Origin of the sequence: Nocardia sp. (assembly GCF_025465275.1) — a bacterium.
GTDB lineage: Bacteria > Actinomycetota > Actinomycetes > Mycobacteriales > Mycobacteriaceae > Nocardia.
Genome location: NZ_JAODNK010000144.1, coordinates 37413 through 52856 on the forward strand (window position 1 = coordinate 37413; position 15444 = coordinate 52856).

Annotated in this window: 14 protein-coding genes; 8 read left to right on the forward strand and 6 right to left on the reverse strand. The window is 65.9% G+C overall.

Annotated features, from left to right (window positions below; genetic code table 11):
- Positions 1 to 247: 247 nt before the first annotated feature.
- The 5 genes from aceA to JWN03_RS31280 all read left to right on the forward strand — a co-directional run bounded on the left by aceA (position 248) and on the right by JWN03_RS31280 (position 6070).
- A complete protein-coding gene (gene aceA, locus JWN03_RS31260) occupies positions 248 to 1537 on the forward strand; it encodes an isocitrate lyase (protein WP_297622500.1) in 1290 nt (429 codons plus the stop codon).
- Positions 1538 to 2018: 481 nt separating this feature from the next.
- Positions 2019 to 2906 carry a 3-hydroxybutyryl-CoA dehydrogenase gene (locus JWN03_RS31265; RefSeq protein ID WP_297622502.1) on the forward strand — a complete coding sequence of 296 codons (888 nt, stop codon included), beginning with the start codon at positions 2019 to 2021 and terminating at the stop codon, positions 2904 to 2906.
- 293 nt (positions 2907 to 3199) lie between these two features.
- On the forward strand, positions 3200 to 5518 hold the full coding sequence (gene metE / locus JWN03_RS31270) for a 5-methyltetrahydropteroyltriglutamate--homocysteine S-methyltransferase (RefSeq protein WP_297622504.1): 2319 nt from the start codon (positions 3200 to 3202) through the stop codon (positions 5516 to 5518).
- 139 nt (positions 5519 to 5657) lie between these two features.
- The gene (locus tag JWN03_RS31275; RefSeq protein ID WP_297622506.1) at positions 5658 to 5786 is read left to right on the forward strand and encodes a hypothetical protein; all 129 of its coding nucleotides are present in this window, start codon (positions 5658 to 5660) and stop codon (positions 5784 to 5786) included.
- A 74-nt stretch (positions 5787 to 5860) separates the two neighbouring features.
- Positions 5861 to 6070 (forward strand): antitoxin, encoded by a 210-nt coding sequence (locus tag JWN03_RS31280; RefSeq protein WP_297622507.1) that lies wholly within the window; start codon positions 5861 to 5863, stop codon positions 6068 to 6070.
- A 9-nt stretch (positions 6071 to 6079) separates the two neighbouring features.
- Here the strand turns inward: JWN03_RS31280 and JWN03_RS31285 are convergent, their stop codons facing one another.
- Together JWN03_RS31285 and JWN03_RS31290 are read right to left on the reverse strand one after the other, a co-directional pair.
- Positions 6080 to 7177, reverse strand: coding sequence for an AI-2E family transporter (locus JWN03_RS31285; protein ID WP_297622509.1), 1098 nt, complete (start codon positions 7175 to 7177; stop codon positions 6080 to 6082).
- Positions 7178 to 7253: 76 nt separating this feature from the next.
- Complete coding sequence (locus JWN03_RS31290) at positions 7254 to 8306, reverse strand: NAD(P)-dependent alcohol dehydrogenase (protein WP_297622511.1); 1053 nt, start codon at positions 8304 to 8306, stop codon at positions 7254 to 7256.
- Positions 8307 to 8413: 107 nt separating this feature from the next.
- Between JWN03_RS31290 and JWN03_RS31295 the strand changes: the two genes are divergently transcribed.
- Both JWN03_RS31295 and JWN03_RS31300 read left to right on the forward strand, forming a co-directional pair.
- Positions 8414 to 9145: a ZIP family metal transporter gene (locus JWN03_RS31295; RefSeq protein WP_297622513.1), complete on the forward strand. Its 732-nt coding sequence runs from the start codon at positions 8414 to 8416 to the stop codon at positions 9143 to 9145.
- 142 nt (positions 9146 to 9287) lie between these two features.
- A complete protein-coding gene (locus JWN03_RS31300; RefSeq protein WP_297622515.1) occupies positions 9288 to 10406 on the forward strand; it encodes a S1C family serine protease in 1119 nt (372 codons plus the stop codon).
- A gap of 15 nt (positions 10407 to 10421) precedes the next feature.
- On the opposite strand, the gene JWN03_RS31305 is transcribed toward JWN03_RS31300, so the two are convergent.
- The 4 genes from JWN03_RS31305 to JWN03_RS31320 form a co-directional block, all read right to left on the reverse strand.
- Positions 10422 to 10991, reverse strand: a complete 570-nt coding sequence (locus JWN03_RS31305; RefSeq protein WP_297622517.1) for a vitamin K epoxide reductase family protein — start codon at positions 10989 to 10991, stop codon at positions 10422 to 10424.
- Positions 10988 to 11767, reverse strand: a complete 780-nt coding sequence (locus JWN03_RS31310; RefSeq protein ID WP_297622519.1) for a DsbA family protein — start codon at positions 11765 to 11767, stop codon at positions 10988 to 10990. Before JWN03_RS31310 ends, JWN03_RS31305 begins: the two co-directional genes overlap by 4 nt.
- A 270-nt stretch (positions 11768 to 12037) precedes the next feature.
- Positions 12038 to 12889: a polyphosphate kinase 2 family protein gene (locus JWN03_RS31315; protein WP_297622521.1), complete on the reverse strand. Its 852-nt coding sequence runs from the start codon at positions 12887 to 12889 to the stop codon at positions 12038 to 12040.
- A gap of 81 nt (positions 12890 to 12970) precedes the next feature.
- Positions 12971 to 13636: an ESX secretion-associated protein EspG gene (locus tag JWN03_RS31320; RefSeq protein ID WP_297622607.1), complete on the reverse strand. Its 666-nt coding sequence runs from the start codon at positions 13634 to 13636 to the stop codon at positions 12971 to 12973.
- 220 nt (positions 13637 to 13856) lie between these two features.
- Between JWN03_RS31320 and JWN03_RS31325 the strand changes: the two genes are divergently transcribed.
- A complete protein-coding gene (locus tag JWN03_RS31325) occupies positions 13857 to 15338 on the forward strand; it encodes a hypothetical protein (RefSeq protein ID WP_297622523.1) in 1482 nt (493 codons plus the stop codon).
- The last annotated feature ends 106 nt before the right edge of the window (positions 15339 to 15444 follow it).

Sequence of the window (15444 nt, forward strand, 5' to 3'; positions counted from 1 at the left end):
GGGCTACTCGCAAGTAGATTCCACTGCTGCTATTAGCAAGCAAATTTCGCAGGCTTAGCAAAAGGCCCGCGAAAGCTAGCGTGGATTCACACTTGCAACAGGTAGACGGACATTTTTTCCTGTGCCATCGTGTGGAAGTACACCCCGCGGGCATAGCAAGCCTGCAAATTGCTGCTCCAGCAGTGTTCGAACATCGCGAGAGTACGACCACTGGGGCCAACCGACCGAACAGGAAGTGGAGTCAGAGATGTCGACCACCGGCACCCCGAGAACCGTCGCGGAAATTCAGCAGGATTGGGACACCAACCCGCGCTGGAAGGGCCTCACCCGCACCTACACCGCCGAGCAGGTTTCGAAGCTGCAGGGCACTGTCGTCGAAGAGGCCACCCTGGCCCGCCGCGGCTCGGAGATCCTGTGGGACCTCGTCAATAACGAGGACTACATCAACTCCCTCGGCGCCCTCACCGGCAACCAGGCGGTCCAGCAGGTCCGCGCCGGTCTGAAGGCCATCTACCTGTCCGGCTGGCAGGTCGCCGGTGATGCGAACCTCTCCGGGCACACCTACCCGGACCAGTCGCTGTACCCGGCCAACTCGGTTCCGACCGTGGTCCGTCGTATCAACAACGCGCTCAAGCGCGCCGACGAGATCTCCAAGGTCGAGGGTGACACCTCCGTCGCCAACTGGCTCGCCCCGATCGTCGCCGACGCCGAGGCCGGCTTCGGTGGCGCGCTGAACGCCTACGAGCTGCAGAAGGCCATGATCGTGGCCGGCGCCGCCGGCGTGCACTGGGAAGACCAGCTCGCCTCGGAGAAGAAGTGCGGCCACCTCGGTGGCAAGGTGCTGATCCCCACCCAGCAGCACATCCGCACCCTGACCTCCGCGCGTCTCGCGTCCGACGTCGCCGACGTGCCGTCGGTGATCATCGCCCGCACCGACGCCGAGGCCGCCACCCTCATCACCTCCGATGTGGACGAGCGCGACCGCGAGTTCCTCGATGGCACCCGTACCGCCGAGGGCTTCTTCGGTGTGAAGAACGGCATCGAGCCCTGCATCGCGCGTGCCAAGGCCTACGCCCCCTACGCCGACCTCATCTGGATGGAAACCGGCGTGCCGGACCTCGAGGTCGCCCGTAAGTTCGCCGAGTCCGTCCGCAGCGAGTTCCCGGACCAGCTGCTGGCCTACAACTGCTCGCCTTCGTTCAACTGGAAGGCGCACCTGGACGACGCGACCATCGCGAAGTTCCAGCGTGAGCTCGGCGCGATGGGCTTCAAGTTCCAGTTCATCACCCTGGCCGGCTTCCACTCGCTCAACTACGGCATGTTCGACCTGGCGTACGGCTACGCCCGTGAGGGCATGACCGCCTTCGTCGACCTGCAGGAGCGCGAGTTCAAGGCCGCTTCCGAGCGTGGCTTCACCGCCATCAAGCACCAGCGTGAGGTCGGCGCCGGCTACTTCGACACCATCGCCACCACCGTCGACCCCAACACCTCCACGGCTGCCCTGAAGGGCTCCACCGAAGAGGGCCAGTTCCACTGAGCTAGTCCGCCACCCCGCAACTTTGGCGCCCGGCTGAGAGCCGTTGTCAGTCGTGCATGCGTGGTGCGGTCAGGTACCAACCCGATTTTGGGCGTACCCCAGGAGTTACCCGGATCTCACGAGATCAGTTGTTACGTTCCGTAACAACGGGTTTCGAGGGCTTCCACTCAGAGCGGTAGTCGCATCACAACCTCCGCCGCCCTGGGTCCACGGAACCCGTCGAGGGGGACGCAAGTTCCCCTCGACGGTGTTCACCCTCCCTTCCCGTCGACAGCCCCGGCGGGGAGGGTTTTTTCCTATAGCTTTGAAACTCGAGACTTACCCGTAGGCGCTCGGTAGGCGACAACTGATTTCGTGAGAGTCGGGGTAACTCCCGGGGTACGGCCAAATTGGTTTGGAACCTGACGTAGGCACGGGTGCCCGACTGACAACGGCACTTAGCCGCCCGCAAAAGTTGCGGGGAGGCGGAACGGAGTGGGACGTGAGCAGCGAAAAGATTCAGCGCGTTGGCATTATCGGCGCCGGACAAATGGGCGCGGGTATCGCAGAGGTCTGCGCCCGGGCGCATGTCGATGTGCTCGTGTTCGAACAGACCCGGGAACTGGCCGCGGCCGGCCGGGCCCGCATCCTGCGGTCGCTGGACCGTGCGGTGTCGAGTGGCAAGATCTCCGAGCGGGAGCGTGAGCAGACTGCCTGGCGGCTGCGCTTCACCTCGGATCTCGCCGATTTCGCCGACCGTCAGCTGGTCGTCGAGGCCGTGCTGGAGAACGAAGATGTGAAGACCGCCATCTTCTCCGAGCTCGACAAGGTCGTCACCGACCCGAACGCGGTGCTGGCCTCCAACACCTCCTCCATCCCGATCATGAAGATCGCCGTGGCCACCAACAACCCCGAGCGGGTTGTCGGCATGCACTTCTTCAACCCGGTGCCGGTGCTGCCGCTGGTCGAGCTGGTCACCACGCTCAAGACCACCGAGGCCGTCTCCCAGCGCGCCGAGCAGTTCGCCTCCGAGGTGCTCGGCAAGCAGGTCGTGCGCTCCGCCGACCGCTCCGGCTTCGTGGTCAACGCGCTGCTGGTGCCGTACCTGCTCTCGGCCATCCGTATGGTCGAATCCGGCTTCGCCACCAAGGAAGACGTCGACAAGGCCATGGTGCTGGGCTGTGCCCACCCGATGGGCCCGCTGGCGCTCACCGACCTCGTCGGCCTCGACACCGTGAAGTCCATCGCCGACTCCATGTACTCGGAGTTCAAGGAGCCGCTGTACTCCGCCCCGCCCCTGCTCATGCGCATGGTCGAAGCGGGCCTGCTGGGCAAGAAGGCGGGTACCGGCTTCTACCAGTACAACTCCCCGGCCTCTCCGCGTAACTAGCGCCCTGGGTGCAGCCCGCTCGGCGCCCGTTTCGAGCGCCGAGCGGCCAGCCCGTAAGGCGTGGCATCTCAGCGAAGCCGCGCAACCCCTCCATCAAAGAACGTGACAACTGGTTTCGTGAGGTCTGGGTAACTCACCGGGTACGTCCAAAATCGGTGCCGCACCAGACCGCCGCTACGCGTGCATGACGGCGAACGGCTCCCAGCCGTGCGCTGAAGGTGCGGGGAGGCGGGTCAGCATAAGCTGCAAATGGGTCGAGTCGGACCGGCAGCTTCGAAGGGAGTGTCCCGCACATGGTCAATGTCAGCGATGGCTTCGGATCCAGCATCCTGGGGTATCCGAGGGTCGGACCGCACCGCGAGCTCAAGCGTGCTCTCGAGTCCTACTGGCACGGCACGCTGGAGCGTGAGGAGCTGCTCGCGGTAGGGCGGGAGATCCAGGAGAGCCAGTACCTCGAGCTGGCGGCCACCGGGCTGACCCAGGTGCCTGGGAACACCTTCTCCTTCTACGACCACGTCCTCGACAATGCGCTGCTGTTCGGCGCGGTGCCGAAGCGGTTCGAGCCGTATCGAGAAGACTTGCACCCCTTGGATTTCTACTTCCTGATGGCGCGCGGGCGGCCCGATCTGCCGCCGCTGGAGCTGGTGCGTTTCTTCAATACGCCGTACCACTACCGGCAGCCCGAGCTGGACTCCGATACCGAATTCTCGCTGCACCCCGAGGCGCTGCTGGACGAATTCGATCGGGCGAAGGCGGCGGGCATCGAACTGCGGCCGGTCATTCTGGGCCCGCTGTCGCTGCTGCTGCTGTCGAAGACCGGACATGTGCCGGGCGAGACCGAATTCGACAAGCTGGTGCTGCTGGACAAGCTGCTACCGGTGTACGAGGAGCTACTCGAGGCGCTCGCCAAGCGCGGCGCCACCTGCGTGCAGTTGGACGAGCCCTGCTTCACCAGCGACCGCTCACCCTCCACCATCGAGGTGTTCGAGCAGGCGTACCAACGACTTTCGACCGCGCCGCTGCGGCCGCGACTGCTGGTCACCGGGCAGTACGGCGATTTCGGTGAAGCCCTGGAAGCGCTGGCGCGCACCAAGGTCGAGGCCATCGGGCTCGATCTGGCCAACCACCGCATCCGCCCCGACGATCTGGCCAAGATCCCGGGCATCGGCCGGAAGCGCTTGTACGCGGGCGTGATCAGCGGCACCAATGTGTGGCGCGCCGACCGGGTGATGGCGCTGGAATACCTGAACGCGCTGTCCCAGGTCTGCCCGGACCTGGTCGTCTCCACCGGCGCGACGCTACTGCACGTGCCCTACGACCTGCTCGTCGAATACGAGCTCGAGGAGAACGTCGCCGATCGCCTCGCCTTCGCGAAACAGAAGGTCCTCGAGGTGGTTTCGCTGGCCAAGGCACTCACCGACGGCCCGAACGAGAAGTGGCGCAAGCGCCCGACCTCGGTGCACTTCAAGCAGAAACACGCTGTGCGGCAACGGGTGTACAACGTCACCCAGAAGATGCGCGAGCGCGAACCGTACGAGGTGCGGCGAGTCGCGCAGCAGGCCAAGCTGAATCTGCCGCTGGTGCCCGCCACCACGCTCGGTTCCTTCCCGCAGACCACGGCGATCCGCCAGGCCCGCTACGACCTGGGCCAGGGGAAACTGTCCTACGAGGACTACCGCAAGCGCATCGAAGCCGAGATCGAGGCCACCATCCGGCTGCAGGAGGACATCGGCCTCGATGTGTTCGTGCACGGTGAGCACGAGCGCAACGACATGATCCAGTACTTCGCGGAGCAGTTGGACGGCTTCGCCACCACGCACTTCGGCTGGGTGCAGGTGTACGGATCCCGTTGTGTCCGGCCGCCGGTCCTGTACGGCGATGTGTCGCGGCCCGCGGCCATCTCGGTCGAGTGGGCCGTCTATGCCCAGTCGCTGACCGATAAGCCGGTCAAGGGCATGGTCACCGGACCGGTCACCATGCTGGCGCGCTCGTTCGTGCGCCAGGACCAGCCGCTGTTCGATACGGCAGACCAAGTGGCGCTTGCCATTCGGGACGAGGTCGTGGATCTGGAGAAGGCGGGCATCGCCATCATCCAGGTGGACGAGCCGTCCATTCGCGAACTGCTGCCGCTGCGAGTCAAGGGCCGCGCCGAATACCTGCGCTGGGCGGTCGGTGCGTTCCGGCTGGCCACCTCCGGTGTGCGGGCGGAGACCCAGATCCATACGCACATCGGCTATTCCAGCCGCGGTGACGTCGTGCAGGCCATCGAGGAACTGGATGCGGACGTGACGGCCATTGTCGCCACCCGCTCCATCGAATGGGTGCTCAAGTCGCTGCAGGAAGACAATGCCGAAGGCCGCGGCCTCACCCACGGCGTCGGCCCGGGTGTGTACGAGAGCCGCTCGGCGCGCATCCCGGACATCGACGAACTCGACGAAGCGCTCACCGCCGCTGCCGCCGCAATCACCCCGGAACGCCTGTGGGCCAACCCGGATGGTGGTCTGAAGACCCGCCACCACTGGCAGCTGGACCCGTCCCTGCGCAATATGGTCGCGGCCGCCCGCCGCGTCCGCCGCCGCGCGGAGGCCGCCCGCACCCCGCCGGAAGGCTGATCGGCGGGGCGCGCGAAGCAACTGGCACAACGGCGGCACGGGTGAAAACCCGTGCCGCCGTTGTGCTCGGCAACTCATGATTCAGTCATGAAACTGGGCCTAGCCTGTGGCGCAGGAAGTTTCGAGACAGGAGGCGGATATGGATCCGACGGGGAAGGGCGATCAGCCGGATACACCGGAGGACGGCAAAGAGTTCAACGACACCTATGACAACAAGGGCGATCAGGTTTCGCCGCCCCAGCCGTGGAAGTCCGGGCCGCCGCGGTAGCGGTGCAGCACACAGTTGTCGCTCGGCGTTTCCGCCTCGTCCGCCGGTTAGCCTGTGGGCGAGGTTGATTCGAGATGGGAGTGACGACTGTGGGTCTGTTCGACAATTTGAAGGATGTCGCCGGCAAGGCCGCCGATCTGGCGAGCGAGCATGCAGACAAGCTGGATCCGCTGGTGGACAAGGTTGGTGACCTGGTCGACGAGCGCACCGAGGGCAAGTTCGCCGGCCAGGTCGACAAGGTGCAGGAAGCCGCGAAGAAGGCGCTGCACGAACAGGGCAGGTAGGTCCGGTAATCAGGTCTGTGCGACGTCGTAGCGGCGGATGTACGCGCCGATGAAGGCCTGCGCGGTGGCGGTGACCGGTATGGCGAGCAGTGCGCCCGTCGCCCCGAAGAGTGCCGCCCCCGCGAGCACCGCCCCGAAGGCCACCGCCGGATGCATATCCAAGGTGGTGGCCGTGATTCGCGGTTGCAGCACATAGTTCTCGAACTGCTGATAGACGACGATGAAGCCGAGAATCCACAGTGCGGTACTCGAACTCTGGCACAGGGCGACCAGGACCGGCAGCGCGCCGGCGAGATAGGTGCCGACGGTCGGAATGAACTGAGAGACCACGCCCACCCACAGCGCCAGCGCGAACGCCGACGGGATACCCAGTATCCGCATGGCTGCGTAGTGCGCGACGGCCGAGCAGAGTGCCAGTAGCGCACGGGAATACAGGTAGCCGCCGGTCTTCTCGACGGCGATATCCCAGGCGCGCAGCACATGTCGCTGCCGCTTGGGTGGCAGCACGGAGCAGACGACATTGCGGAAGCGCGGCCCGTCGGCGGCGAAGTAGTAGGTGAACAGCAGGACGCCGAGGCCCTGGAACAGCACGCCGAGCGCGGTCGTGCCGATACCCCACACATCACCGGCCAGGCCGACCACCCACTTCTCCAGTGAGGAGCTCAGTTCCGAGGCCCGCTGGGTGATATCGGTGCCGGACAGATCGGTGTGGAAGGTCGAATTGATCCAGGCCACAGCGTCTTCGGTATTGTGCGGCGCGTTCCTGATGAGCGCGGTGACCTGGTCGACGATCAATCCGCCCATGGTCCAGAGGAATCCGACGATCGCCACCAGCACGATGACGAAGACCGCGCCGGTGGCGAGCCCGCGCTTCCAGCCGCGCGCGGCGAGCCAGTTCACCGCCGGTTCGATGGCGAAGGCCAGGAACAGCGAGATCACCAGCACGGTGAGCAGGCCCTGCAATTTGGCCAGCGACCAGAAGGTGATGACAATCCCGGCGACGGTGACGGCCGCCATCAGATAGGCGCGTGGCAGCCACGCCGGAATCATCGATTGAACGGTTATTCTGCGCGGTACATCGACTACTTCGTCAGCTTCCTCGGACACTCCGCAAACGTAGCCGCGGCGTCGCCTGCTCCGTGGGAGCGGAAACGCCGCGTGTTGCTGAACTATCGAGGCGCGACTACATGGTCGCGGTATCGATGACGAAGCGGTAGCGCACATCGCTGGCGACCACCCGGTCGTACGCCTCGTCGATGCGGTCCGCCGAGATGACCTCGATCTCCGCGCCGATGCCGTGCTCGGCGCAGAAGTTCAGCATCTCCTGGGTCTGCGCAATGCCGCCGATCATGGATCCGGCCAGCGAGCGCCGGTAGCCGGCGATGGTGAAAGGCTTGACCTGGAGCGGCTTTTCGGGCAGGCCGAGAATCACCAGGGTGCCGTCGAGAGCCAGCAGCCGCAGGTAGTCGTCGATCGGCAGATCCGCCGACACCGTATTCAGGATGAGATCGAACTTGCCGCGCAGAGTGCGGAAGGTCTGCTTATCGCTGGTCGCGTAGTAGTGGTGCGCACCGAAGCGCTTACCGTCCTCCTCCTTGCTCAGCGAATGGCTCAGCACGGTCACCTCGGCGCCCATGGCGGCGGCGATCTTCACGCCCACATGTCCGAGCCCGCCCATGCCGATGATCGCGACCCGCTTGCCGGGGCCCGCGTTCCAGTGCCGCAGCGGCGAGAACAGTGTGACGCCCGCGCACAGCAGCGGTGCGGCAACGTCCAGGCCGATGCCCTCCGGAATGCCGACCACGAAGCCCTCGGTCACCACGACCTGCGTGGAGTAGCCGCCCATGGTGTAGCCGCCGGACTGCAGCTCCGGTGCGACGGCGGTGTTGTAGGTCATGGTCGCGCCGGGGATGCAGTACTGCTCCTCACCGGCCAGACAAGGCTCGCATTTGCCACAGGAGTCCACCATGCAGCCGACGCCGACCCGGTCGCCGACGGCATATTTGGTGACTGCCGACCCGACCGCGGCGACCAGGCCCGCGATCTCGTGGCCGGGCACGCAGGGGTAGCGGGCGCCACCCCATTCGTCGCGGGCAGTGTGTATGTCGGAGTGGCAGATGCCGGCGTACTTCACATCGATCAGCACATCGTTCGGTCCGAGGTCACGGCGTTCGATGGCGAGCTTCTCGAAGTGGCCGTCGGGCGCGGACACGGCGTATGCGGCAGCAGTGCTCATGAATACATGCCTACCTGCGCACCCATCCATTTACCAAGGATTCGTTCGAAATCTCACCCTCGGCGTGGCGGGCGGATGACCGGGCATCCGGTCGGCATGCTGGGCCGATGGCGATTCTGCTGGCGCTGGTGTCGATGTGCTCGACCTTCATCGGGGGCCTGGTGGCCGACCGCATCGGCGAACGCAAGCGCCTGGTGCTCGGCCTGGCCGCCGGTGTCATGCTCGGCGTGGTGGCCTTCGATCTGCTGCCCGAGGCGCTGGAGGCGGACCCCCGCAGCGCGCTCGGCGTGCCGGTGCCGCTGCTGGCCGCGGTGGTCGGCTTCTTCACCGTGCACATTCTGGAGCGGACGGTGGCGCTGCACACCGGGCACGAGGACGAATTCGGTGCGCACCACCACGATTTCGCCTCGGTCGGACTGGTGGCCGCGTCCGGGCTGGTGTTCCACAGCTTCCTGGACGGATTCAGTATCGGCATCAGCTTCCAGGTCGGTGCGGCGGCCGGCGCTGCCGTCGCCATCGCGGTGATCAGCCACGATTTCGCGGACGGGTTCAATACCTTCACTCTCACCACGCTGTACGGGAACGCGCGGCGGCGCGGTCTGGCCATGCTGACGGCCGATGCCATCGCACCTGTCATCGGTGCGATCGTCGGCACGTTCGTGAAGGTGCCGACCACTTTCGTGGGCATGTACCTCGGCTATTTCGCCGGGTTCCTGCTGTATCTCGCGACCGCGGACATCCTGCCGGAGGCGCATGCCGGAAAGCCCTCGACGGCCCCGTTGTTCTTCACCCTGCTCGGGCTGGGATTCATGCTGCTGGTCGCCGCAGCGAGTCACTGACGGCCGGATTCGAGCACATGCTCAGCGAACTGGGCGGTACATATGTGTTACCTGGAAGACCCGCGGACCGCCCGGGCGCCTGGTACACCAGAGGGTACAGATGCTCGGAAGCCGATCAGCGCACAGCAGTCGGAGGGGATCGATGCACGACGACACGCGTCGCATGACCGGAGGCGACCCCTCTCACACGGGCGGCGGGCGGTTGCTCGTCCTCATTTTTGTGGCAGTCCTGGCCGTCACGGCATTCCTCGGCTATCACGGCGACCTGGCGCGCTGGTCGTTCCACCAGGAACCACCCACCGCCACGCTGCTCGGCCCACCGCTGCCGCCCCTGGACACCAAGCTCGTCTCCGGTGTGGTCGAACCCGCACTGGTGAATATCACCGCAGGCATCCAGCCGTTCGGGCTGGGCGCGGCGGGCACCGGCATCGTGCTCACCGCGGACGGCGAGGTGCTCACCAGCCATCACGTCATCAAAGGCGCTGACACCGTGAAGGTTACGGATGTCGGCACCGGTGCGGTCTATCCCGCCACCGTGCTCGGCTACGATTCCGGCGCGGATATAGCGCTCATCGAACTCACTGGGGCACATGGTCTTCCGGTCGCACGGGTCGGCGACTCCGCCGCGCTGCGGCTCGGTGACCAACTGCTGGCCATCGGCAATGCGGGCGGCACCGGTTCGCCCACCGCGGTCGGGGGCGCCGTCACCAATCTGGACAGCACCATCGTGGCGCGGAACGAAGTCGATATGTCCCGGAAAGCGTTGCACGGCTTGATCGAAGTCGCGGCGGCGGTTGCCGCCGGGCAATCCGGCGGGGCACTGGCGGATCGCTACGGCGCGGTGGTCGGCGTGGTCGCCGCGGCTTCCGGGGATCTGCAGAAGGCGCTGGGGCACGGCCCCGAGGGTTATGCGGTGCCCATCGATTCCGCCATGACGGTGGTGCGCCAAATCCGTTCCGGCACACCGACGGACACCGTGCACATCGGCCCGACCGCGACTCTCGGCATTCTCACCTCGGATGCCCAGCCGACCGGCGCGCGCATCGATGTGGCGGTGTACGGGCAGTCCGCCTTCGCGGCGGGGCTCACCGAAGGCGAGGTGATCACCGGCGTGGACGGCCGCCCGATCGCCGGCACTCAAATGCTGAAAGCCGCACTCAACCTCCATAAACCGGAGGATGTGGTGCGGCTCGATCTGAACGAGCCCGGCGGCGGGCAGCGCACGGTGAGCGTGACGCTCACCGTCGGCCCGCCGAACTAGGCCCGTCGGTTCGACTCAGAGGTGATCGCGCCAGTAATCCTGGAACTGGATGTACACGATCAGAATGACCACCGCGTAGTAGATGGCGACCACGGTCCACCGCCACTCCACCACAATCTGCAGCAGTCCCCGCGATTTACCCCACAGCTGCCCGGTCACCACGGCCAGCAGCAGCGGCGTCACCGCCCACACCACCATGCACCACGGGCACAGCGCGTGAATCAGAAAGACCGCCTGGTAGATCAGCCAGCCGATGAAGCCCATGCCCGCCGCCAGACCGGCCCACAGGCCGCCCCAGACCCAGCGCGGCAGACCGACATTCGCGATGGCCAGCACGCCGAGCGTCACCACCACCGAATACCCGACCACGCCGATGATCGGATTCGGGAAGCCGAAGGCCGCCGCCTGATCCGAATCCATCACCGTCGTACAGGAAATGGTCTGATCGATACTGCACAGCGGTTTGAAGCCGGGTTCGGTGTAGAGCTTGAACTTGTCGACGAGCAGCGTCACTGACGCCGCCCAGCCGATCAGTCCGCCGAGTAGTAGCGGCCACGCGGATTTGGGTGCAGCCGCGATGATCACTTCGCCGCGGCCTCGATGACCGACTGCATGCCGTTCGGGCTCATCAGCGTCTGGCCGTCGGTGATCGACTTGCCGTTGACGTACACCGACGGCGTGGACTTGAGGCCGGTGGCGAAGACGGCCTTGGTCTCATCGCCCACCCAGGCGACGTACTTCTGCGACGTGATGTCCTGTGCCACAGCGGGTTCGGTGTAACCGGCCGCCGTCGCGATGGCGATCAGCTGGTCGTCGGTCATGCCGTTGCCGTTTTCCTTGGGCTGCTGGCTGTACATGGACGCCAGCCAGGCCTGGAACTTCGACGGATCGGCGGCGGCTACCGCATAGGCCGCATTCGCCGCACGCGTCGAATACTGGTTGCCGTTGGAGGCCCGGTCCAGGAACGAGATGATGTTGTACTCGACGACCGTCGAGCCGTTCTTCACCGCGGCCTCGAGCGCACTGGAGTTGTTCTGCTCGAACATCTGGCAGGCCGGGCACTGCAGGTCGGCGACGACCTGCACCTTCACCTTGGCATCCGGATTGCCGATGCGGATGGCGCCGGTGGAGGTGATATTCGCGGGCACCGCGCCCGCGCTCTGATCGTGGGTGACGACCGGGGCGAACGAGGCCGCCGTGCTCTTGTCATCGCTCTTGCGCATGGCCAGCCCGATGCCGATCGCCGCGACCAGACCCACCAGAACTACGGCGACGCCGGCCTGGATAGCGATCTTGCGATTGCGATCGGCTCGCTGAGCCTTCGCCAGAGGATTCTTGCGATCACCCGGTTTGTTGCTCACGTGTGCGCACCACGCCTTCCATTGTCACGACTCATACGGGCCCATCCTGGCCCGAGAACCTGAGAGAACAGTGTTAATTTGCCCTCTGTATTTTCTGCCTCCGCTTCGCTCCGGCGGTTCGCGGCCCCGTTACCCGGTTCTTCCCTCCTTCCGCTCCTCCGCTTCGCTCCCCCGCTCCACTCAGTCCAGAACCGGGCGGGCCGCGAACTTTGGGTGAGGTGCAGAGGGCGGGTGTGGGGGAGGTTCAAAAGGGAAGGTGTGAAGCGGATATCAGGCTTCGGCGAGGAGCTTCTTCTGCTCTTCCACGTCGAAGGTGGCGGGTGGCCAATCCAGTTTCAGGCCCTGCAGAGCGTCGATCAGCAGTTCCGTGACGGCCAGCCGGGCGTACCACTTGTGGTCGCAGGGCAGCACGTGCCAGGGGGCGTACTCGGTATCGGTGCGATCCAGAACCGCCTGGTAGGCGTCCTGATAGTCGGGCCAGTAGGCGCGCTCGTGCAGATCGTTGGTGCTGAACTTCCAGTACTTCTCCGGGCGGTCCAGCCGCTGCCCGAGCCGCTTCTTCTGCTCGTCGAGGGAGACGAACATGGCCACCTTCACAATGGTGGTGCCGTCGTCGACCAGCTTGCGCTCGAACTTGTTGATCTCGTCGTAGCGCTTTTCCCAGACCTCCGGCGGCACCAGATCGTGCACGCGCACCACCAGCACGTCCTCGTAGTGCGAGCGGTCGAAGACGCCGATCTGCCCGCCGCGCGGCAGCTGCTTGCGAATGCGCCACAGGTAGTGGTGCTTCTTCTCCTCCGCGGTCGGCACGCCGAACGACGCGTGATCCACACCCTGTGGATCGACCGAGCCGATCACATGCCGGACGATGCCGCCCTTGCCGGCGGTGTCCATGCCCTGCAGCACCAGCAGCACACTGCGATTGTCGCCGTGCCGGCCGTTCGCGTACAGCTTCTCCTGCAGATCCGACAGCACAGTGGCGCGCTCGGCGAGCAATTGCTCGCCGGCGCGCTTGTCGCCCTTGAATCCAGGAGTTCCGGAAGTATTCAGTTCGCTGACCTGTACACCATCGGCCCGCAGGACTTTGGTCACGGGTTTCGACCAGGTTGTCGCCTTCGCCATCCCCCATGCGTAACACGCGGCGGGTGTTCATGTGGGCAAGCACGCCGAAATCGGGCCGTCGAACCCGGCTCGGGCCTGCGGTCACACCCGGGCCAATCGCACGAGATGGTCGGCCAGTTCGGCGTCGGTGACCGGAGTCAGTGTCAGATCGGTCGCGGTGGTGAGCAGATACCGGCCGTCGCCGGAGAAGTCCATCCAGGTGCGGTGCCGGGTGGGCGGGGAGAGCGGATTCGCCGGTTCCACCGTGACGGTGATGAAGCCGCGGCCGTCCACCGGTTCCCGGAGTTTGCGGCGGAACTGATCGCCCCGGGTGGCCGAATCGTCCGGAAGCAGCACCGCGTTCTGCGGCTCCTGCATGGTCTCGTGACTGCCCGGCGGGGCCGAACCGATGATCTCCACCAGTTCCTGCCCGAGTTGTTCGGCAGGGCACAGCAATACGCTCACCGCGTCTGGGCGGGCGACCAGAATGCCGGCACGCTGCTGCGCCACGGCGGCGAAGGCGAGAATGCGGCGGGGCTCCGGTGTGCTGCTTTCCCCGTAGAGCGAGACCGTGGTGGTATCGGTGCGGGCGCACAGCATGAGCGCGGCGGTCAGCTCCGGATCGGTGCGGCGCAGGAAGCGGTGCCCCAATCGGGGCGTGGCGCCGGGGTTTTCCTGAGCCCGGGGGAGTGTGTCCAGGGGATAGGGGCGGCGATCCAGCTGCGTTTCGCGGGTCCAGACCATGGCGAATTCGTCCGGGGTCAGCATCCATTTCACTACGGTCGTCCCCCTTTCTGCGGTACGACCCTCCGTCCCGATCGCGACCCTACCGGAGGGTTTCTGCGGGCGCGTCCCGTCGTGCAAGGGGGCTTACTGTGACGAACCGCACGGTAGGGTTCGGGGCCGCAATGTGCGATCATGCCGAAGCTGGTCGTGCGACCAGAGCTGTGTGTGCCGTTGCGCCGCAAGCGAATAGCCGGAGGTAGAGATGAAAACCGGTGCTCAGCTGCTGGCCGCGGCCGCCCTCGCGACCGTGCTCGCCACCGGAACCGCGGGCGCTGCGCCGATTCCTGCGCTGCCCGGACCGGGGGCGGACTTCCTCGGCGCACCCGCGACCGCGCAACCCGTCACCGGCGTACCCGCCGTCCCGGGGCATCCCTGGCTGGCCGCAGGCGGCGACTCCGGAATCCACGGCGACGGCTGGATGAGCGATACCTACACCCGGCCCGGGCCGCTCGGCCACGACACCCGGGTGGATTCGCTGCTGCTCGGCAGCGAGTGCGGATCCATCGCCTTCGACCACGCCGGGCGCATCATCTCCAACTGCCCCGGGGTGAATCCTGGCCTCTACCTGATCGATCCGGCCGGACTGAAAGTGCTCGGCCACTATCCGCTGCCCGGTCGCGGGGCCGGTGAATTCCTGAAGCCCGGCGCCTTCTCGAACTTCGGCGGCGGCGCGTACTTCTACCTCGACAATCAGGATCGCGCGGTGGTCGGCTCGAGCAGCGGGCATGTCCAGGTGTTCGCCGAAACGCCGAATGCCGACGGATTCACCCTCGAACACGACTACGACCTGAGTGCTTCGCTACGACCCGGCGAAACCCTGAACTCGGTACTGCCGGACTCGAACGGGCTGCTCTGGTTCGTCACCAAGACCGACGGCGTCGTAGGCACCCTGAATCCGGAAACCGGTGCGGTGCAGGTGATCCGGCTCGGCGACGGCGAAGACGGTGAAATCGAGAACTCCTTCGCGGTCGGCTCCGACGGCGAGGTGTACATCGCCACCAATCGCGAAATGCTGCGCTTCGACGCCGGTGCGGGCGGCAGCCCCGACATCACCTGGCGCGTCACCTACGCCAATAGCGGTCAGCACAAGCCCGGCCAGGTCGACGACGGCACCGGCACCACACCCACCGTGCTGCCCGGCGGATACGTCGCGATCACCGACAATGCCGATCCGATGAATGTGGTCGTCTACCGCACCGCCGCGAATGCCGCGCAGCGCGAGGTGTGCAGCGTGCCGGTCTTCGCGAAAGGTGCGGGCGATACCGAGAATTCGCTCATCGGCGCGGGCAATTCCCTGATCGTCGAGAACAACTACGGCTACTCGAGCCCACAGGCCACCCTGGCCGGTGGCACCACCACCCCCGGCTTCGCCCGCGTCGATATCGACGACGACGGCACCGGCTGCCACCTGGTCTGGACCAACACCACGATCGCCGCCCCCAGCGTGGTCGCCAAACTATCCCTGGCGAACGGCCTCATCTACACCTATGCCAAAGGCTCCGACCTCACCGACCCCTGGTACTGGACCACCCTCGACTTCCGCACCGGAAACCTGGTGTGGCAGCGCCGATCCGGCTCCGGCCCCCTCTACAACAACAACTACGCCGGCATTGCCCTGGGCCCCGACGGCACCGCCTACCTGGGCACGCTCGGCGGCATGATCTCCCTCCGCGACGGGCAGTAGCGGCCACTCGGCAAAGGCGCCCCGGCCCCCGCCGCCCGGCCATCCCGGCATGTTTTGGCCGGGATCCACACCATCGTCAGTGATCGCCCTAATCGGGCGCACCCCT